The sequence below is a fragment of the Photobacterium sp. 270122K genome, assembly GCF_059941365.1.
In genome coordinates, this window is sequence record NZ_JBPOEN010000013.1 from 24,321 (window position 1) to 42,185 (window position 17,865).

At 52.4% G+C, this 17,865-nt stretch carries 19 protein-coding genes; 6 read left to right on the forward strand and 13 right to left on the reverse strand.

Going from position 1 to position 17,865, the window contains the following annotated elements; genetic code table 11:
- Positions 1 to 68: 68 nt before the first annotated feature.
- The gene (locus ACSF8W_RS19950) at positions 69 to 980 is read right to left on the reverse strand and encodes a D-2-hydroxyacid dehydrogenase (protein WP_500848890.1); all 912 of its coding nucleotides are present in this window, start codon (positions 978 to 980) and stop codon (positions 69 to 71) included.
- 83 nt (positions 981 to 1,063) lie between these two features.
- Here ACSF8W_RS19950 and ACSF8W_RS19955 point away from each other — a divergent pair, with 83 nt between their 5' ends.
- Both ACSF8W_RS19955 and brnQ read left to right on the forward strand, forming a co-directional pair.
- Positions 1,064 to 1,651: a YjaG family protein gene (locus ACSF8W_RS19955; RefSeq protein ID WP_428478397.1), complete on the forward strand. Its 588-nt coding sequence runs from the start codon at positions 1,064 to 1,066 to the stop codon at positions 1,649 to 1,651.
- Positions 1,652 to 2,187: 536 nt separating this feature from the next.
- Entirely contained in the window at positions 2,188 to 3,504 is a 1,317-nt protein-coding gene (brnQ, locus tag ACSF8W_RS19960; RefSeq protein ID WP_500848891.1) for a branched-chain amino acid transport system II carrier protein, read from the forward strand.
- Positions 3,505 to 3,636: 132 nt separating this feature from the next.
- Here the strand turns inward: brnQ and ACSF8W_RS19965 are convergent, their stop codons facing one another.
- Positions 3,637 to 4,689: a CNNM domain-containing protein gene (locus ACSF8W_RS19965; RefSeq protein ID WP_500848892.1), complete on the reverse strand. Its 1,053-nt coding sequence runs from the start codon at positions 4,687 to 4,689 to the stop codon at positions 3,637 to 3,639.
- 227 nt (positions 4,690 to 4,916) lie between these two features.
- On the opposite strand from ACSF8W_RS19965, the gene hupA reads away from it, so the two are divergent.
- Together hupA and ACSF8W_RS19975 are read left to right on the forward strand one after the other, a co-directional pair.
- Complete coding sequence (gene hupA / locus ACSF8W_RS19970; RefSeq protein ID WP_500848893.1) at positions 4,917 to 5,189, forward strand: nucleoid-associated protein HU-alpha; 273 nt, start codon at positions 4,917 to 4,919, stop codon at positions 5,187 to 5,189.
- A gap of 40 nt (positions 5,190 to 5,229) precedes the next feature.
- Positions 5,230 to 5,937 (forward strand): DUF1481 domain-containing protein, encoded by a 708-nt coding sequence (locus tag ACSF8W_RS19975; RefSeq protein ID WP_500848894.1) that lies wholly within the window; start codon positions 5,230 to 5,232, stop codon positions 5,935 to 5,937.
- A 99-nt stretch (positions 5,938 to 6,036) separates the two neighbouring features.
- On the opposite strand, the gene purD is transcribed toward ACSF8W_RS19975, so the two are convergent.
- Together purD and purH are read right to left on the reverse strand one after the other, a co-directional pair.
- The gene (gene purD / locus ACSF8W_RS19980; protein ID WP_500848895.1) at positions 6,037 to 7,326 is read right to left on the reverse strand and encodes a phosphoribosylamine--glycine ligase; all 1,290 of its coding nucleotides are present in this window, start codon (positions 7,324 to 7,326) and stop codon (positions 6,037 to 6,039) included.
- Between the two features lie 283 nt (positions 7,327 to 7,609).
- Positions 7,610 to 9,202 (reverse strand): bifunctional phosphoribosylaminoimidazolecarboxamide formyltransferase/IMP cyclohydrolase, encoded by a 1,593-nt coding sequence (gene purH / locus ACSF8W_RS19985; protein ID WP_500848896.1) that lies wholly within the window; start codon positions 9,200 to 9,202, stop codon positions 7,610 to 7,612.
- 215 nt (positions 9,203 to 9,417) lie between these two features.
- On the opposite strand from purH, the gene zntR reads away from it, so the two are divergent.
- Positions 9,418 to 9,879: a Zn(2+)-responsive transcriptional regulator gene (gene zntR / locus ACSF8W_RS19990; protein ID WP_500848897.1), complete on the forward strand. Its 462-nt coding sequence runs from the start codon at positions 9,418 to 9,420 to the stop codon at positions 9,877 to 9,879.
- A gap of 101 nt (positions 9,880 to 9,980) precedes the next feature.
- Positions 9,981 to 10,262, forward strand: coding sequence for a pyrimidine/purine nucleoside phosphorylase (gene ppnP / locus ACSF8W_RS19995; RefSeq protein WP_500848898.1), 282 nt, complete (start codon positions 9,981 to 9,983; stop codon positions 10,260 to 10,262).
- A gap of 111 nt (positions 10,263 to 10,373) precedes the next feature.
- On the opposite strand, the gene ACSF8W_RS20000 is transcribed toward ppnP, so the two are convergent.
- The 9 genes from ACSF8W_RS20000 to aroQ form a co-directional block, all read right to left on the reverse strand.
- Positions 10,374 to 10,937, reverse strand: a complete 564-nt coding sequence (locus ACSF8W_RS20000; protein WP_500849011.1) for a fasciclin domain-containing protein — start codon at positions 10,935 to 10,937, stop codon at positions 10,374 to 10,376.
- Between the two features lie 168 nt (positions 10,938 to 11,105).
- Positions 11,106 to 11,402, reverse strand: a complete 297-nt coding sequence (gene fis / locus ACSF8W_RS20005) for a DNA-binding transcriptional regulator Fis (protein WP_005372656.1) — start codon at positions 11,400 to 11,402, stop codon at positions 11,106 to 11,108.
- 22 nt (positions 11,403 to 11,424) lie between these two features.
- Positions 11,425 to 12,390, reverse strand: coding sequence for a tRNA dihydrouridine synthase DusB (dusB, locus tag ACSF8W_RS20010; RefSeq protein WP_500848899.1), 966 nt, complete (start codon positions 12,388 to 12,390; stop codon positions 11,425 to 11,427).
- A 163-nt stretch (positions 12,391 to 12,553) separates the two neighbouring features.
- On the reverse strand, positions 12,554 to 13,438 hold the full coding sequence (gene prmA, locus ACSF8W_RS20015) for a 50S ribosomal protein L11 methyltransferase (RefSeq protein ID WP_500848900.1): 885 nt from the start codon (positions 13,436 to 13,438) through the stop codon (positions 12,554 to 12,556).
- A 117-nt stretch (positions 13,439 to 13,555) separates the two neighbouring features.
- Complete coding sequence (panF, locus tag ACSF8W_RS20020; protein WP_500848901.1) at positions 13,556 to 15,013, reverse strand: sodium/pantothenate symporter; 1,458 nt, start codon at positions 15,011 to 15,013, stop codon at positions 13,556 to 13,558.
- Positions 15,006 to 15,287 carry a YhdT family protein gene (locus ACSF8W_RS20025; protein WP_500848902.1) on the reverse strand — a complete coding sequence of 94 codons (282 nt, stop codon included), beginning with the start codon at positions 15,285 to 15,287 and terminating at the stop codon, positions 15,006 to 15,008. Before ACSF8W_RS20025 ends, panF begins: the two co-directional genes overlap by 8 nt.
- A 183-nt stretch (positions 15,288 to 15,470) precedes the next feature.
- Positions 15,471 to 16,817 (reverse strand): acetyl-CoA carboxylase biotin carboxylase subunit, encoded by a 1,347-nt coding sequence (gene accC / locus ACSF8W_RS20030; RefSeq protein ID WP_500848903.1) that lies wholly within the window; start codon positions 16,815 to 16,817, stop codon positions 15,471 to 15,473.
- Positions 16,818 to 16,829: 12 nt separating this feature from the next.
- Positions 16,830 to 17,294, reverse strand: a complete 465-nt coding sequence (gene accB, locus ACSF8W_RS20035; protein ID WP_500848904.1) for an acetyl-CoA carboxylase biotin carboxyl carrier protein — start codon at positions 17,292 to 17,294, stop codon at positions 16,830 to 16,832.
- Between the two features lie 20 nt (positions 17,295 to 17,314).
- On the reverse strand, positions 17,315 to 17,770 hold the full coding sequence (gene aroQ, locus ACSF8W_RS20040; protein ID WP_500848905.1) for a type II 3-dehydroquinate dehydratase: 456 nt from the start codon (positions 17,768 to 17,770) through the stop codon (positions 17,315 to 17,317).
- Positions 17,771 to 17,865 lie beyond the last annotated feature (95 nt).

Genomic DNA, 17,865 nt, shown 5'->3' on the forward strand with positions numbered 1-17,865 from the left:
CTTATGCGCTGCGGTGTGAAGCTGTCTCAGTCGTCATGTTTTAGTGGCAATGCTTTAGCTGATACGCCTCAATAGCCTCGGCCAAAATCGACTTGATACTGCAGCGGCTCGCCGTGGTGCCAGCGGCGGTAGTTATCGGCAAAAATCGTCATGACTTGTTCCGGAAAGCTTTCTGCGGCGATATGAGGTGTCACACAGATCTGTGGGTGTGCCCAGAATGGGTGCGAGGGTGGTAGGGGCTCTTGCTGGAAGACATCCAAGCACGCGTGGCGAATATGCCCTTTTTCGATGGCTTGCAATAAACCTTGCTCACACACGGCATTGCCCCGTCCGACATTAAATAGCATCACGTTCTGACAATGTGCCAGGCTGTCGGCATTGAGCAAGTGGTATGTCGCAGGGGTGGCGGGCAGCACGGAAACCACCACGTTTGCCTGTGCTAAGGCTTCAGGCAGGGCATCGATGGCATAACACTGGGCAAACGCGGGTTCCGTGGTCGTGCCGCTGCGGTTAACGCCGATGATCTGCATACCGAATGCGTGCGCCACACGGGCTAAATGGCTGCCAATGCTGCCGGTGCCCAGAATGACGATGCGTTGCCCCGCAATGGTGCCATAGGGCTGCGCCTGCCACTGAGCGGTCTGTTGCTGCCGGTGGTAGGTCGTGAAGTGGCGGGTGTTATCGAGCAGTAAGCCAAACACATACTCGGCGATGAGTTGGCCAAAGCACCCTCTGACATTGGTCAGGGTGTAATCCTGCCGCAGATCGTCATGCATCAGGGCATCGACCCCCGCATACGTCGATTGCAACCAGCGAAGGCGAGGAAATTGCCCCAGTTTCGCAATGATCGCCGGGGGATCCGCTAAAATGATGGAAGCGCGCTGGGGATCGCGGGTGAGGGTCAATTCAGGCAGTTGCGCTTGATGGAGCAAATCCTCGTAAAGGGCTTGCTGGCGGGAGACTATCATTACCTCATGCATTCTCTTATATCCCTTTTTCATATGTTGAAGTAGCCGGGGGATCGCAGTAAGATCCGGATCAAATCACTATTGCAGACAATCTAATGCTAAAGAATCCTGTTCAGCTTCGTCTAGAAAAATTAGAACCATGGCAGCACCTTACCTTTATGGTATCGCTTTGTGAAAGAATGTACCCGAATTACGCATTCTTCTGTCAGGAAACTGAGTTTGCTGATGCGCAGAAATACCGCTCTATCCTGGATAGCATCTGGGAGATCCTGACGGTAAAAAATGCCAAGATCAATTTTGAAAACCAGTTGGAGAAGCTGGAAGAATTGGTACCAAGCACTGATGATTTCGATTTGTATGCGGTAAACCCAGCGGTGGATGCGTGTGTGGCGCTGGCAGATTTGCTGCATGCGATGCTGGATCGTGATTTGATGTTGGAAACCCTGGAGAAGCTGAGCTCATTGTCTGCGGAAACCGTGGCCGATCTTGAGTACGCCCAGACTGGCATTGAAATCACCAATGAAAACCAAAAAGAAAATGAAGCGGTGTGTGCTGAGTGGGACATGCAGTGGGCGATTTTCCGTGCATTGAAAGAAGCGGAACGTCGCGATATTGATCTGATCAAAGGCCTTCGCCAAGAGTTGCGTGAAGATCAAATCAGCAACATCGGGATTGAATTGTAATCACACCCCATAGGGTTGATGTTGATGATTAAGAAGAGCCGTTCTCGGCTCTTTTTTTATGCCTGCAATAGGGTAATGGCGAGATGCTGGGAAGGGGAAATGCTTACCGCTCAACGTATCCCTTAAAGGTATGTGAATGCCTTGTTAAGTGCTAAGTTCTGCATTTTTGTTTTAGATTGGCATAAACAACCAGTTTTGCACGGTGTGCCTCGGTCAATACACTTATTTTATTTTGTCACTTGTATTGAAGGGGGCCGGACGTTTATAACAGTAGACGAACGGGGAAGCACAACGCTTTCTTCCATTAACCTGTTAGCGAGGAATGAGCATGCATGATTTGAATCACCCATCAGTCATGATCTCCCACAGTACGTCTGTGGCGACGACTCAGCTCCTCCTGCTCTCTCTGACTCTGATTCAGGGCTGACAGGCCGTACCATTTTTCTGTCAGCTTGGATTGAAGCTGACAGGGCAAAATTCTCTTCCGACATTTTCCTCCTGACTCTTCCTCCAAGCGACGGCTAGCGAGGATAACTATGTTAAGCACACGCAATATCGCCGCCTTAGGCTTCATGACTTTTGCCATGTACCTTGGAGCCGGTAATCTGATCTTTCCCCCCTTCTTGGGCTATCAAGCCGGTGAGCATTTTGCTGCGGGTATGACCGGCTTTTTGCTGACGGGTGTGGGATTACCCGCGTTAGCGTTGGTGATGGTCGCGTTGGTGCGAGGCTCTGATAACCTGACCGCGGCGCTGCCTCGTCCGATCGCGACCAGTTTCTGGGTCATGGTGTTCATTGTGATTGGGCCGGCCTTTGTGATCCCTCGCGCCATCACTGTGGCGTATCAATTCAGTGTGGCACCGTTTTGGGGTGACAGTGGGTTAGCTGTGTTTACCGCCTTGTTCTGTGCGTTGGCGATCGTATTTTCGCTGTACCCAGGCAAGTTGGTGGATACCCTTGGAAAATGGCTGACACCGATGCTGTTGGCGATTCTGGCAGCAATGGCACTGGTTGCATTTCTGTTTCCGGGCGAGGCCGTCCAGCAGGCAACCGGGCCGTACCAAAACGGGGCATTTGCGGAAGGCTTGACTCAAGGCTACATGACCATGGATGCACTGGGCTCTATCGGTTTTGGCTGGGTGATTTTCCGTGCCATTCAGAGCATGGGGATCTGCTGCCCGAAAGCGACTGCGAAATATACCCTGATGGCTGCCGTGATGTATGCCGTGGCCATGGCATTGGTGTACTTGGCGTTGGCCTATATCGGGGCGACCAGCGCCGGATTGGGTGAGGGCTTTACCAATGGCGGCGATATTCTTACCGCGTTCACCATTGCCCATTTTGGCACGTTTGGTGTGTTGCTATTGGGCGCAGTGATGATTTTGGCGTGTTTGACGACCGCGATTGGCGTCACGACCGCAGGCAGTGAGTTCTACAGCCGTACGTTCACGGTAGTGACGTACCGTCGCAGTGTATGGGCGACCATGCTGGTGGCGGGGTTGGTCGCGAATGTGGGCTTGGATCAGCTATTGGCGATTACGTTGCCTGCTGTGGTGGCATTGCACCCGATTGCGATCAGTCTGCTGTTGATTGCCCCGTTGCGTAAGCAGCTAAACCGCACGGCGATGTTGGCGGTATTGGCGACAGCCTTGGTGTTTGGTGGGATCGACGCGCTGCATATTCTGGCGGCCATGCCGGCGGGGATTGAACCGTGGTTCAGTCAGTACTTACCGCTGTATGCCTATTACGCCGGTTGGGTGGTACCCACGCTGGTGGTCTTAGGCCTTGGCTGGGCAGGCTGTGTATGGCGTCAAACGCCTGCCGCAGAGGCCAATGCTGCTATGCAAGAATAACGCAAAAAACATAAACGACAGACAAACAAAAAGGGGCCGATGGGCCCCTTTTTTATTACGGTAACAAACAGATACTGAGTCGTTATTGTTTAGTCGTTATTGTTTAGTCGTTATTGCTCTGTCGCCGAGTACTTAGTCGTCTTTGCTTTCAATCACACCGTGGGTTTTCTTCCACTTTTCCCAGCGTTGGTAAGCCAGCTGCTGCATGTCGGTGTTTTTATCCGCTTCATCGACGATCTCTTCACCCACCAAGTGTTCAAAGATATCTTCCATGGTCACGAGGCCTTGTACCGTGCCGTATTCATCCACGACCAATACCAGCTGTGAACGTTCTTTCATCAGCTGTTCAAACGCTTTAGGGACGCTTGATGTGTTCATGATCACAGGCAGTGGGCGCATAAGGGAGCCCAACTCACGTTGGCCACGGCCTGCTTGGCTTTCTGCAAACAGCTCTAGGCGGTGGACGAAGCCAATGATGTTGTCTTTCTGATCGGAGTAGATCAACGGACGAGAGAACGGGCTGTCTTTGTGTTGTGACAGGAATTCATTGATTGGCTGTTCAGCATCGATACGGAACAGCACCGGACGTGGGGTCATGATCTTCGTGACGTTCACATCGCGGAATTGCAGCAGGTTTGCCAGGATCTTCGACTCACCTTCTGCCAGCTCGCCGGATTCGTGTGCCAGCATCGCCATTGCGGATAGCTCATCACGCAGCTTAGGGGCTTCGTGACCACGGGAAAGGCGACGGGTAATTTGTTCTGAGACCCAAACAAATGGGGTCAATAGCAATACCATCCAACGCAGTAGCGTCGCGCTAAGCGGCGCAAGCTGGCGCCAGTATGTGGCACCGATGGTTTTTGGAATGATCTCGGACAGCAGCAAAATGCCGACGGTAAGAACGCCCGAGAAGACCCCTAGCCACTCACTACCAAATACAACGGCAGCTTGAGCACCTGCGGTAGCCGCACCCACAGTGTGAGCAACAGTGTTTAGCGTGAGGATGGAGGCAAGAGGGCGGTCAATATTTTCTTTCAAAGCAGCCAGACGTGGCGCAGCAGGGTGACCTTGATGGCGTAGGGTGCCAATGTAGCTTGGCGAAATACTGAGGAGTACGGCCTCAAGTACCGAGCAAATAAACGAAACACCAATCGCGACAGCGATGTAAATCGTAAGGAGTATCATGGTTACCTTGGTTAATTACTAACGGAGATGCCTATATTAATCGGTGCAGGAGTGAATAAATACAACTATTTCATCTTTCACCTTCGTAACATTTTGTGAACTTGCGCTCACTTTATGGTTAAAGACTCCCCACCTAACCACAGGATAGCTGACAAACCTTTGCCACACGGGCTTCTTTTGAATTAGAGTTGATGCGTCTTAAGAAAAAACCTTAGAAGGGAAACCTAATGAACAAGACCCAACTGATTGACCTGATCGCTGAAAAAGCAGATCTTTCTAAAGCTCAAGCAAAAGTTGCCCTAGAGTCAACTCTAGACGGCATCACAGCTGCGCTGAAGGAAGGTGACCAGGTTCAACTAATTGGCTTTGGTACTTTTAAAGTGAACCACCGCGCTGCACGTACTGGCCGTAACCCACAAACGGGTCAGGAAATTCAGATTGCGGCGGCGAACGTTCCTGCATTCGTTGCTGGTAAAGCACTGAAAGACTCAGTGAAATAATCTATACTCCGCCAGGTCTCTTATCTGGCGGAGTTTTTCGATGAAACCTCTCTTTCTTTTTCTCTCCCTCTCGCTTCTAGCGGGATGTGCCTCCAGCCCGACGGTTACCGTTCCTGAAAATAGTCTGACACCTGTTTTGACCCACACTGGGGGTGATTCAGTCGGTGATCAAACGGCCGTGTATTGGTATACCTCACAGCAGAACCGTCCGGTTCGCCTTGCCGAATATGTCACAACAGGCGATCAGGGCCACTATCAATCGGATTACCGTTGGCGTGCTGGCGAGCTCCGTGAGTTGCAACGCGAAGGCGAACAACTTGACGAGCAGCAATTGAAACCGTTTTCCTTAACGGTGCGTTATGACACCCAGGGCCGTGCTGTTTTTCAACGTTACACCCTTGGTGATGAGCTTATCCCATTGACCAATACCCAGCTGTATGAGCTGACCCAAGATGCCCAACAGGGCGTGGATGTGGTGAAGCACCAGCGCCGTCAAGGCCAGAGTGTGATTCAAGGCCATTGGCAGCAAGGGCATTTCTACCCGTGTGGCAAAGACGCCGCTTTATCCGTGACCTTTACGCCGGCCTTGCCGGATCATGTGCGCCAGCAGTTTGAGCCGATACAACAATCGGGTTATATGGCCGTGGTGGGGAACGTGAAGCGTGATGCGCTGAAGGCGCAACAGTTGTTGATCTTTAACGATACGGCATCGCAGTGCCTGACTGCGCCGGCTTTACTGGACGGTTAATACCGTGTCTGTTCGAGACATAAAAAATGCGCCTAACGGCGCATTTTTTTGTGTTGAGGACGCGCGTTTTTTTATCGCGCTTGTTTCATCTGCGAGTGATTAGCTGTTTTGTTCACGTGCAATGGCACGGTAGCCGATGTCATTGCGGTGGAACATGCCATCCCAGCTGATCTGTGTTGCCAGCGCGTAGGCACGCTGCTGCGCTTCAGAAACCGTATTCCCCAGTGCTGTCGCACACAGAACGCGGCCACCATTGGTGACCACATCGCCACTCTGGTTTGCGGTACCGGCATGGAAGACTTTCTCGCCGTCCACTTCTTGCTGCGGCAAGCCACTGATCACATCGCCCTTGTTGTACGCGGCAGGGTAGCCACCGGCTGCCAGCACGATACCGATCGATGCACGCGGATCCCACTTAGACTCCACGCTGTCCAGCTTGCCGTCAATCGCCGCCAGACACAACTCAACCAAGTCCGACTCCATACGCATCATGATAGGTTGCGTTTCGGGATCGCCAAAGCGGCAGTTGTACTCAATCACTTTCGGCGTGCCGTCAGCGTCAATCATCAAACCAGCGTAAAGGAAACCGGTGTACGGATTGCCTTCTGCCGCCATGCCGCGCACAGTCGGGTAGATCACCTCTTCCATGATGCGGTTGTGGATGTCCGGTGTGACGACAGGTGCAGGCGAATATGCGCCCATGCCACCGGTATTTGGACCGGTGTCTTTGTCGCCCACACGTTTGTGATCCTGGCTGGTGGCCATTGGCAAGACGTTTTTGCCATCGACCATGACGATGAAGCTGGCTTCTTCGCCATCAAGGAACTCTTCAATCACTACGCGACTGCCGGCATCGCCAAACACGTTGTCAGCCAGCATGTCTTTGATTGCCGATTCAGCTTCTTCCAGCGTCATCGCCACAATCACGCCTTTACCGGCGGCTAAGCCATCGGCTTTCACCACAATCGGTGCACCTTGCTCACGCACGTAGGCGAGCGCAGGTTCGATCTCGGTGAAGTTTGCGTAGGCCCCGGTTGGGATCTGGTGGCGCGCCAAGAAATCTTTGGTGAAGGCTTTGGATCCTTCCAGTTGTGCTGCGGCTTGAGTCGGGCCGAAAATCGGTAAGCCAGCTTCACGGAATGCATCGACCACACCAATAACCAGTGGGGCTTCAGGGCCGACAATGGTCAGCTCAATCTGCTTCTCTTGAGCAAAGGCCACCAACGCAGCAATGTCTTCCACGTCGATGTTGACGTTTTCCAGCTTGGGTTCCAGCGCGGTACCGGCGTTGCCCGGTGCGATGAAGATAGTGTCTACGTTGGGATTCTGTGCGGCTTTCCAACCCAGTGCATGTTCACGACCGCCGGCGCCAATGATTAGTACATTCATTTTGTAATCCTTTATAGCGGCGTCAGTGGCACGATTTCCACGTCAAAAGTGCTCATTGATGGGCATCAACTGCGCGCTTTTTCCTTGAACTCAAGCCACTGACTTGCTCTAACGCATTTCAAATACACGTGTATTTAAAATAAAAATTCTTCGCAATTACTCGAAATAGTTGGTGCTGTGGCTAGGCAACCAATGAGCCCATCCCCGGGAGCATAGCTCGCTATGTGACTGGGGTGGACGAGAGCAGTTAACAACGCCACAGTGCCAAATATGAAGAGTAAGATTAGTGGCGGAAATGACGCATGCCCGTAAAGATCATCGCCATGCCGTGTTCATCGGCCGCAGCAATCACTTCGTCGTCACGCATTGAACCACCCGGTTGGATCACACACTTAATACCGGCTTCCGCGGCGGCGTCGATGCCGTCACGGAACGGGAAGAAGGCATCCGAGGCCATTACGCAGCCTTCCACTTGCAAGCCTTCGTCTGCCGCTTTAATACCGGCAATTTTCGCTGAGTACACGCGGCTCATTTGGCCCGCGCCTACACCGATGGTCATGTCGCCTTTTGAGTAAACGATCGCGTTAGATTTCACGTACTTCGCCACTTTCCAGCAGAACAAGGCATCTTTCAGCTCTTCGGCGGTTGGTTGACGCTGAGAAACCACTTTTAGGTCGTCCGCCGAGACCATACCTTGGTCACGGTCTTGCACCAGCAGGCCGCCGTTGACGCGCTTCACATCAAAACCGGTGGTCTTGCTTGACCATTCGCCACACTCTAGCAGGCGTACGTTTTTCTTCGCCGCAATCACGTCGATCGCTTCAGCAGAGACTTTCGGTGCGATGATCACTTCCACGAACTGGCGCTCAACAATGGCGGTCGCCGTTGCTGCGTCGAGCTCACGGTTGAACGCAATGATGCCACCAAACGCAGACGTTGGATCGGTCTGGTAGGCACGGTTGTAGGCTTCAAGGATATCTTTACCCAGCGCCACGCCACACGGGTTAGCGTGTTTCACGATGACACAGGTTGGCTCGTCGAATTCTTTCACGCATTCAAGGGCGGCATCGGTATCGGCGATGTTATTGTAAGACAGGGCTTTACCTTGGATTTGACGCGCGGTAGAGACAGACGCTTCTTCCGGGTTCGCTTCCACATAAAAAGCGGCGGCCTGATGGCTGTTCTCGCCATAACGCATGTCTTGTTTTTTCTCGAACTGCTGATTGAAGGTGCGAGGGAATTTTGATGCCTCGTCGCCTTCTTTGTTGTCGCCGTAAGACGGAACCATGGTGCCGAAGTAGTTCGCGATCATGCCATCGTAAGCGGCCGTGTGTTCAAACGCGGCAATGGCCAAATCAAAGCGGGTGGCGTGGGTCAGAGAGCCGTCATGGGCGGCCATTTCGGTCAGGACGCGATCGTAGTCATGCGCGTTAACCACAATGGTGACGTCTTTGTGGTTTTTCGCCGCAGAGCGCACCATCGTCGGGCCACCGATGTCGATGTTTTCTACCGCATCTTCCAGTGTACAGTTCGGGTTGGCAACGGTGGCCGCGAACGGGTACAGGTTCACCACCACCATGTCGATAGGCGCAATACCGTGCTCGGCCATAACGGCATCGTCAGTACCGCGGCGGCCTAGCACGCCCCCGTGGATCATTGGGTGCAGGGTTTTTACGCGACCATCCATCATCTCAGGGAAGCCTGTGTGATCGGACACTTCGGTGACCGCAATACCTTGTTCGGCGAGCAGTTTGGCTGTACCGCCCGTCGAGAGGATATCGACACCACGTTCAGCAAGTGCTTGAGCAAATTCAACAATACCGGTTTTGTCTGACACGCTAATGAGCGCACGGCGGATAGAACGAGCGTTTTCCATTGCTACCATCTCTTATATACACGGGGAATATTTGCCAAAAGCGATGCTGAGGGGCGCTGGCTTTTGGTAAATACCCTCGGTTAAACTCAACGATATAGGGCATGCCTTTGTTAGATGGATCCTTGTGATCAACTTGGCATATTTTACATTAATTCTCGCGTTGCGCAAACGTTTGCTTTTTGGCTTTGTGTCATCCGTAATAGAAAGGGCTTACGATGTATTTGATTGGGCAGCTGGCCAAGCGCTGTGAGGTCAGCAGTGACACCTTACGCTTTTATGAGAAGAACGGTCTATTAGTGCCGTCAGGACGCAGTGACAGTGGCTACCGCTTATACAGCGAGGACGATTTATCCCGTATCCGATTTATCTTGCGGGCGAAGGCGGTGGGCCTGAGCTTGGAAGAGATCCGTGAACTGTTGGATATCCAGTTAGAAGCCTGCCAGCACAGCTGTGCCGAGGTCAAAGCCATCACACAGGCCAAGCTGGATGAGGTCGACAGTAAAATCGCAGAGCTGAAACGGATCCGCCGTGCACTGAAAAAAATCAATGATGCCTGTTGTGGCCATGCTGATGATAATGCCAGTCATTGTTCGATTCTCGGCGCGCTGGGGGAAGAGGACAATGGTGAGGCAGAACGCCCGGTATCCGGTTGTTGCCAAGGGCATTCCCACTCGTGAGCACGGCGTGCGTGAGGCGCTGTTTTGCCATAAATTCTATTGGGCGCACGGACGAGTTGTGATAGCTTCAACCTATTAGATTGTTATTGATAGGGAAAGTCATGTTAAAAGTGAACGAATACTTCGATGGTCAGGTGAAATCACTGGGCTTTGAAACCTCCGGTGATCGTGCCAGTGTCGGTGTAATGGCGCCAGGTGAATACACCTTTGGTACGGCCGCTCCGGAACGCATGACGGTAGTGAAAGGGGCGCTGACAGTGAAACTGCCAGGCCACATTGAGTGGGAAACCTACTACGCGGGTGATGACTTTGAAGTCCCAGGCGATTCGTCGTTTGATTTGAAAGTCGCAGAGCCGACAGCGTACCTGTGTGATTACTTGTAATCACACCATGCATGTACACAGCACATGCTGACGTTGAACATAAAAAAAGCTTCGCACTGGCGAAGCTTTTTTTATACCTGCACGTCGTGATGACGCGGTGTTGTCATACCGCTATTTCGCTGCTTTGTCGGCATCCGCCTCTTTTTGAGGTGGGATCAATACCGTATCAATCACATGGATAATACCGTTGCTGGCGGGAATATCTGCAGTGATCACGCTCGCGTCGTTGATCATCACTTTATCATCGGTTTCAGTGATGGTGACCGGATCGCCTTGCACGGTAGCGGGCAGCTTCAGTTTGGTGACTTCCTCAGAGGAAATCGCCCCTGGCAGTACGTGGTAGGTCAAGATGGCTTGTAGTTTCTCTTTGTTCTCTGGCTTTAGCAGGGCAGCCAAGGTGCCGTCAGGGAGCTTGGCAAAGGCCTCATCAGTCGGAGCCAGTACCGTGAAAGGCCCTTTCCCTTCCAGTATCTCTGCCAAGTCTGCGGCTTTAATCGCCATCACCAATGTTTGGAAATCATCGTTATTGGCCGCGACCTGAACGAGATTTTTTTCTGCTTGTGCGGCTTTACTACTTTTGCTTTCGCCATGGTGGTCAGCCCAAGCCAATGGGGTAGCGGCGAACAGGAGAGCGGTGAGAGAGACTGAAATAGCACGTAACATCCGATTCATCAGGGATTACCTCTTCTGTGTGTATAGGGGGTTAGTCTGCTAACCCAAAGAGAATACGTTCAGAAAGGCAGTATGGTTCACCTGTGATGAGGGGGCGTCTTGAGATTGAGACAAACAAAAAGGCCTGCACAAAATGCAGGCCTTTTTGTTGTCGACTGGGCTAAGCAAGGCTTAGTTCATGCCGTATTTCTTTAGCTTCTTGCGAAGTGTACCACGGTTGATACCCATCATGGTTGCAGCGCGTGTTTGGTTACCGCGTGTGTACTGCATGATGGTGTCCAGTAGTGGCTGTTCAACTTCAGCTAGCACTAGCTCGTACAGATCATCGACTTCCTGACCGTTTAACTGAGCCAGGTAGTTTTTTAGCGACGCCTTTACAGAGTCACGAAGTGGCTTCTGTGTAATTTGGTCTTGTGAAGTGACAGTGGTTACTGTTAATGCTTCGGAAGTCAGATTTTGTTCGAACATATTCTGTTAGCTCTTCTCGTATTTATGCAACGTTTTCGAAGTAGCCTTGCAGCGCATCGAGTTGCTGTTGGGCATTCTCGATAGCGTTGAAGGTTTGGCGGAACTCACCTGCTGGGGCATGCTCTTTCAAGTACCAAGACACATGCTTGCGTGCGATACGCAAACCGAGGAACTCACCATAGAAACGATGAAGCTCCTGAACATGGCCCAGCATAATGCCTCCCACTTCCGTCATAGACGGCGCAGGGAGGTGTTCGCCTGTTGTTAAATAATGGTGGATTTCCTGAAAAATCCACGGACGACCTTGCGCAGGTCGGCCAATCATCAAGGCATCGGCACCGGTGTAATCCAGTACAAAGCGGGCCTTTTCTGGTGAGTCGATATCACCGTTCGCAATCACCGGAATCGAGATCGCTTCTTTCACTGTCTTGATGTAATCGTATTCTGCCTCACCTTTGTACATACACGCTTTCGTTCTGCCGTGCAGAGCGAGCGCCTGAATGCCACATTGTTCGGCTAACTTGGCAATATCAACGCAGTTTCGGTTATCCAGATCCCAACCGGTACGCGTTTTCAGCGTCACAGGTACATCAACGGCATCCACCACGGTACGAAGGATCTCTTCGACCAAATGCGGATGCTGCAACAGAGCAGAGCCTGCTAAGCGTTTGTTGACCTTTTTCGCAGGGCAACCCATGTTGATATCGATGATTTGCGCACCGTTTTCAACGCTGAATTGTGCCGCTTTGGCCATCAGTTTAGGATCTGCGCCGGCAATTTGTACCGAGCGGATCCCAGACTCGCCTTCATGCACCATACGGTTCTGGGACTTGGCAGTTTTCCACAGGTCTGGATTGGACGACATCATCTCGCTCACAGCCATGCCCGCGCCGAAGCGAAGACACAGTTCACGAAATGGCCGATCGGTCACACCTGCCATGGGCGCGACTATCAGCTGGTTTTTAAGTTGATAAGGACCGATCTTCAAACGTCTGTTCCTGACTATGCCAGTAAGGGCGCGCATTTTACGCATTTTTTCGCATTCTGAAAAGGCCAATAATTGAGCATTTCGATTTTGAATTACGAAACTGTCTTTTTTTCAATCGATTGGCCACTATTCCAGCAGAAAAATAATGCGTCAGGCCACCGGCTTACGCCTTGTGTCCAGAGATGCGACACCAGTCTTCACGTACGGCAGTCGGGTCTAGCGTCAGTTCGTCGCTGTAGTACGTCGCCACGTCTTCGGCTTGGGTTTCCAGCACGCCAGAAATCGCCAGTAGGCCACCGTCTCTGACTAGGCTCTTGATCACAGGAGAAAGCTCACGCAATGGGCCAGCAAGGATGTTGGCAACCACCACATCCGCTTGGATGTCTTGCGGCTGATCTTGTGGCAGGAATAGCTCAAGTTGGTCAGCCACGCCGTTACGCTCTGCGTTATCGCGAGACGCCAAAATCGCTTGTGGATCGATATCAATACCGATCACTTTTGCTGCGCCCAATTTGATCGCGGCAATCGCTAAAATGCCTGAGCCGCAACCGAAGTCGATCACGGTTTTACCGGTCAAGTCTTGGCCGTCAAGCCACTCTAGGCACAGTGAGGTGGTTGGGTGGGTACCCGTACCAAACGCCAGACCTGGGTCTAGCATCACGTTTACCGCATCCGGCTCTGGCACTTCACGCCAGCTTGGGCAAATCCACAGGCGACGACCAAAACGCATTGGGTGGAAGTTGTCCATCCACTCACGCTCCCAGTCTTTGTCTTCGATTTGCTCAATTTTGTAAGCGAAATCGTCAGCGATCAGCGGGCTGTTTTTCAGCATGCTTAACACGAAGTCCATGTCCGTTTCTGCGTCGTACAAGCCGACCACATCAGTGTCACCCCAAAGGCGGGTTTCACCCGGAAGAGGTTCAAAAACAGGCGTATCTTGTGCGTCAAGGAAAGTGGCTGAGACAGCGCCGGTCTCTTCCATCAGCATGTCGCCAATAGCTTCAGCATTGGTTGCTGTTGCGTTAAGTTTAATTTGAATCCAAGGCATGGTTATTTCGCTTTTTTGGTTAGCTACGGTTCAAGGGTGCGGAGTCTAGCATGAATTTTAGGCAGTATAAAAAAAGATAGCACCGAAAGGTGCTATCTGAAGGGGGATTGGCGCGGTTTACGCTTGTTGTGGCGTCTGGACGGGCACGGGCTTGGCCAGACTGCCGACGACAAAGGCGACCAAGCCCACCAAGAGGGTCGGGATGATGGCGTGCAGGCCACCCATGTCCGGCTTGATGACTGACAGACCGATGTAACAGGTTAAGCCGCACAGCATTGAAGCGAAGGCACCCGTGGCGGATGCCTTCTTCCAGTACAGGCCCAAGACCAGTGGCCACAGGAAGACGGCTTGCAGGCCACCAAAGGCCAAGAGGTTGAGCCAAATGATCATATCCGGTGGATTGGTGGCCGCAACGAAGACCAGTAACGAGAAAATGCCGGTCACCCACAGTGACAGCTTCGGTAGACGGCTTTCTGCCTCTGGGCCTTCTGCTGCGCGTGGATTGATGTAGTTGATATACAAATCCTTAATCAGCGTGGCGGAGGCCTGAATCAACTGGGAATCGATCGTCGACATAATCGCCGCCATCGGACCCGCGAGAAAGACACCCGCCACCATCGGTGGCAGAACGGTCATCATCAGGGTCGGCATGATCTGATCCGGACTGGCGATATCAGGCACTAACGCACGCCCTAGCGCGCCCGCCAAGTGCATTCCCAGCATTAACAAGGCCACCATCGCGGTACTGATCACCATGCCTTTGTGCAGCGAGCCACTGGACTTGTACGACATACAACGCACAGCGGCGTGTGGTAGGCCGATGACCCCAAAGCAGACCAAGACCCAGAAGCTGAGCATGAACGGCTGACTGAGGAACTGCTCGGGACCGTACGGGGAGATCAGCGCCGGATCGATGGTATGCAGCGTTGTGATCATTTCCCCGAAACTGCCACCGGCATGCACGATACCGATCAACAGCGCGATCGTGCCGATGATCATCATGATCCCTTGCACGGTATCGGTCATTACCACGGCGCGGAAGCCACCGATGGTGGTGTACAGGCCGACGGTGACCGCAAATAGCATCAAACCGTGTTGATAAGACAAGCCGGTCACGGTTTGCAACAAACGTGCTCCGCCGACAAACTGCACCACCATGGTACCGAAGAAGGCCAACAGTAACGCCAGCGAGGCGAAGATCACCACGCCGCGGTTTTTATACCGCGCATACAGAATGTCATTGAGGGTGAGGGCATTATGGCGACGGGCTTCGATGGCAAATTTCTTGCCCAGCACGCCCAGTGTCAGCCACGCAGCCGGTAACTGGATCATCGCCAGCAGTACCCAGCCTAACCCCATTTTGTAGGCCGCGCCCGGGCCACCAATGAACGAACTGGCACTGGCGTAGGTGGATGCCAGCGTCATGGCGAGCACAAAGCCGCCCATACTGCGGTTGCCCACCAAGTATTCGGCGAGGAAGCCATTGCCGGTGTCACGTTTACGGTTGGCATACAGGGCCACCGCAAAAACAGCCATTAAATAGAGAACAAGGGGAATAAGGAGTTGGCTATTCATCGGTAGACTCCGGTTCGATTTCCAGTGACATGTCCTGATAGAGGTATTTCACCATCAGACCACACAGCACAGTGAACAGAATAGGCCCGATGACACAGGCGAGCAGAAACCACAGAGGGAAGCCTCCGTAGAGTGTTGGCAGGGTTTCCTCTGCCCCTGACGGTGCAAAGGCATAGGCCGAAATGTACCACCAGGCAAAATAGGCCAAGGCCAGCCCGATAGCCCATTGGGCTTCTTTATGGGCCTGCTGATAGCGCGCAGATAGCGTTTTCATGGCGTTGTTTCCATTGGGTGAGTGAATATACCGTGAGGGATTCGCTCAATCTTCACACAAATTAAGGGCGGGTATTGTGGCAAAAGTTAGGAGGGAGTGCTAGATGAAGGGCAATATTGACAACGATGACAATAAAAAAGGCTGCCGAAGCAGCCTTTTGTACGCGCTAATAGCGTGTCACCTTTAGTGGTGAATACCGAGTTTCTTCTCAAGATAGTGGATGTTCGCTCCACCGTGTTGGAAGTTTTCGTCAGCCATGATGTCTTGTTGAAGCGGCACGTTGGTCTTGATGCCGTCAATGATCATTTCGCTCAGGGCGTTGCGCATACGTGCAATCGCGACGTCACGGTTCTCACCGTACGTGATCAGTTTGCCGATCATGGAATCGTAGTGCGGCGGGACGGTGTAGCCGGCATAGATGTGCGACTCCCAACGTACGCCCATGCCACCCGGTGGGTGGAAACGGTCGATTTTACCCGGACAAGGCAAGAAGCGAACCGGATCTTCGGCGTTAATACGGCACTCGACTGCGTGGCCTTTGATCTTGATGTCATCTTGGGTGAACGACAGTGGCTGACCGGCAGCAATACGCAGCTGCTCTTTGATCAGATCCACGCCGGTGACCATTTCAGTCACAGGGTGTTCAACCTGAATACGGGTGTTCATTTCAATGAAGTAGAACTCACCGTTTTCGTACAAGAATTCAAACGTACCGGCACCGCGGTAGCCGATTTCGATACAAGCACGGGTACAACGCTCACCGATGTACTTGCGCATCTCTTCGGTAATACCTGGCGCAGGGGCTTCTTCGACCACTTTCTGGTGGCGACGCTGCATAGAACAGTCACGCTCACCTAAGTGGATCGCGCCGCCTTGGCCGTCAGCCAAGACCTGTACTTCAATGTGACGTGGGTTTTCAAGGAATTTCTCCATGTACACCATGTCATTGTTGAAGGCGGCTTTTGCTTCGGCGCGGGTCATCGCAATCGCTTCGATCAAATCGGCTTCATTGCGTACTACACGCATACCACGACCACCACCGCCACCAGAGGCTTTGATGATCACTGGGTAACCAATACGTTTTGCGAACGCTTTGTTACGCGCTTCGTCATCGTCCAGTGGGCCATCAGAGCCCGGTACGCACGGTACGCCGGCTTTTTTCATTGCCGTGATCGCGGCCACTTTGTCACCCATGATGCGGATAGTTTCCGCTTTTGGGCCAACAAAAATGAAGCCAGAACGTTCTACTTGTTCAGCAAAATCGGCATTTTCAGACAAGAAACCGTAACCCGGGTGGATAGCCACCGCGCCTGTGATTTCTGCTGCACTGATGATGCGAGGAATGTTCAGGTAGCTTTCGGTACTTTTTGCCGGACCGATACAGATCGATTCATCGGCCAGCAGTACGTGTTTCAAATCGCGATCGGCAGTGGAGTGTACCGCGACCGTCTTGATCCCGAGCTCTTTGCAGGCACGCAGAATGCGCAGCGCAATTTCGCCTCGGTTCGCAATGACAATTTTATCTAACATAACTCGTCCTGGTTATTCGATGATGACTAGCGGCTGGTCGAATTCAACGGCATCGCCGTCTTCGGCAAGGATAGCAACGACTTTACCGGATTTGTCCGCTTCGATTTGGTTCATCATCTTCATCGCTTCAACGATACACAGGGTATCGCCCGCGTTTACCGATTGGCCGATTTCAACAAAGGCTTTTGCTTCTGGGCTTGGTGCACGGTAGAAGCTGCCGACCATTGGTGACAGTACCTGGTGACCAGCCGGTTGTGCTGGAGCGGCGGGTGTTTCTGCAACAGGTGCTGGAGCCGTTGCTGGCGCCGTCACTTGTGCTGCTACCGGTGCAGGTGCTGCATACATTTGTGGAGCAACAGGAGCTGCAACAGGCGCACGGCTGATGCGTACGGATTCTTCACCTTCTGAAATTTCCAGCTCAGCAATACCAGATTCTTCTACTAGCTCAATCAGTTTTTTGATTTTACGAATATCCATTTACTTTTCTCTTATTCTGTTCAGTTGGCGTCTGCATGCAGGCGGTTAACCGCTGCTTGCAGGGCGAATTCATAACCATCGGGTCCCAGTCCACAAATCACTCCCACCGCTTTATCGGACAGGTAAGAATGGTGACGGAAGGGCTCACGGGCATGAACGTTAGAGAGGTGCACTTCAATAAACGGGATGTTTACGCCCAGTAAGGCATCGCGGATCGCGACGCTGGTATGGGTAAAAGCGGCTGGATTGATGATAATAAAATCCACCTTGCTGTGGGCATGGTGGATAGCATCGATCAGCACGTGTTCCGCGTTGGATTGAATGTGATCTAACGTCACACCGAGTTCGGTTGCTTTGGCAGTTAAATGCGTCACGATTTGGTCTAGCGTTTGCTGACCATAGTGTCCTGGCTCGCGTAAGCCTAATAAATTCAGGTTCGGGCCATTGATCAATAAAATTCGTTGAACGGTCGACATCTTGACGTTATATCACTCGTTTTAGAGGTTTTACTTTAACAACGTGCAGAAACCTGCAACGTTGCTTCCCTGTGTTCCGTTTTTATCTGCCAAAA

Excerpts from the sequence above, each read along its gene's own strand:
- aroQ (WP_500848905.1), bottom strand. The coding sequence starts at position 17,770 with ATGTCGACCGTTCAACGAATTTTATTGATCAATGGCCCGAACCTGAAT.
- brnQ (WP_500848891.1), top strand. The coding sequence starts at position 2,188 with ATGTTAAGCACACGCAATATCGCCGCCTTAGGCTTCATGACTTTTGCC.
- accC (WP_500848903.1), bottom strand. The coding sequence starts at position 16,817 with ATGTTAGATAAAATTGTCATTGCGAACCGAGGCGAAATTGCGCTGCGC.
- prmA (WP_500848900.1), bottom strand. The coding sequence starts at position 13,438 with ATGCCTTGGATTCAAATTAAACTTAACGCAACAGCAACCAATGCTGAA.
- panF (WP_500848901.1), bottom strand. The coding sequence starts at position 15,013 with ATGAATAGCCAACTCCTTATTCCCCTTGTTCTCTATTTAATGGCTGTT.
- purH (WP_500848896.1), bottom strand. The coding sequence starts at position 9,202 with ATGGAAAACGCTCGTTCTATCCGCCGTGCGCTCATTAGCGTGTCAGAC.
- purD (WP_500848895.1), bottom strand. The coding sequence starts at position 7,326 with ATGAATGTACTAATCATTGGCGCCGGCGGTCGTGAACATGCACTGGGT.
- hupA (WP_500848893.1), top strand. The coding sequence starts at position 4,917 with ATGAACAAGACCCAACTGATTGACCTGATCGCTGAAAAAGCAGATCTT.
- ACSF8W_RS19975 (WP_500848894.1), top strand. The coding sequence starts at position 5,230 with ATGAAACCTCTCTTTCTTTTTCTCTCCCTCTCGCTTCTAGCGGGATGT.
- ACSF8W_RS19950 (WP_500848890.1), bottom strand. The coding sequence starts at position 980 with ATGCATGAGGTAATGATAGTCTCCCGCCAGCAAGCCCTTTACGAGGAT.
- ACSF8W_RS19965 (WP_500848892.1), bottom strand. The coding sequence starts at position 4,689 with ATGATACTCCTTACGATTTACATCGCTGTCGCGATTGGTGTTTCGTTT.
- accB (WP_500848904.1), bottom strand. The coding sequence starts at position 17,294 with ATGGATATTCGTAAAATCAAAAAACTGATTGAGCTAGTAGAAGAATCT.
- zntR (WP_500848897.1), top strand. The coding sequence starts at position 9,418 with ATGTATTTGATTGGGCAGCTGGCCAAGCGCTGTGAGGTCAGCAGTGAC.
- ppnP (WP_500848898.1), top strand. The coding sequence starts at position 9,981 with ATGTTAAAAGTGAACGAATACTTCGATGGTCAGGTGAAATCACTGGGC.
- ACSF8W_RS19955 (WP_428478397.1), top strand. The coding sequence starts at position 1,064 with ATGCTAAAGAATCCTGTTCAGCTTCGTCTAGAAAAATTAGAACCATGG.
- fis (WP_005372656.1), bottom strand. The coding sequence starts at position 11,402 with ATGTTCGAACAAAATCTGACTTCCGAAGCATTAACAGTAACCACTGTC.
- ACSF8W_RS20025 (WP_500848902.1), bottom strand. The coding sequence starts at position 15,287 with ATGAAAACGCTATCTGCGCGCTATCAGCAGGCCCATAAAGAAGCCCAA.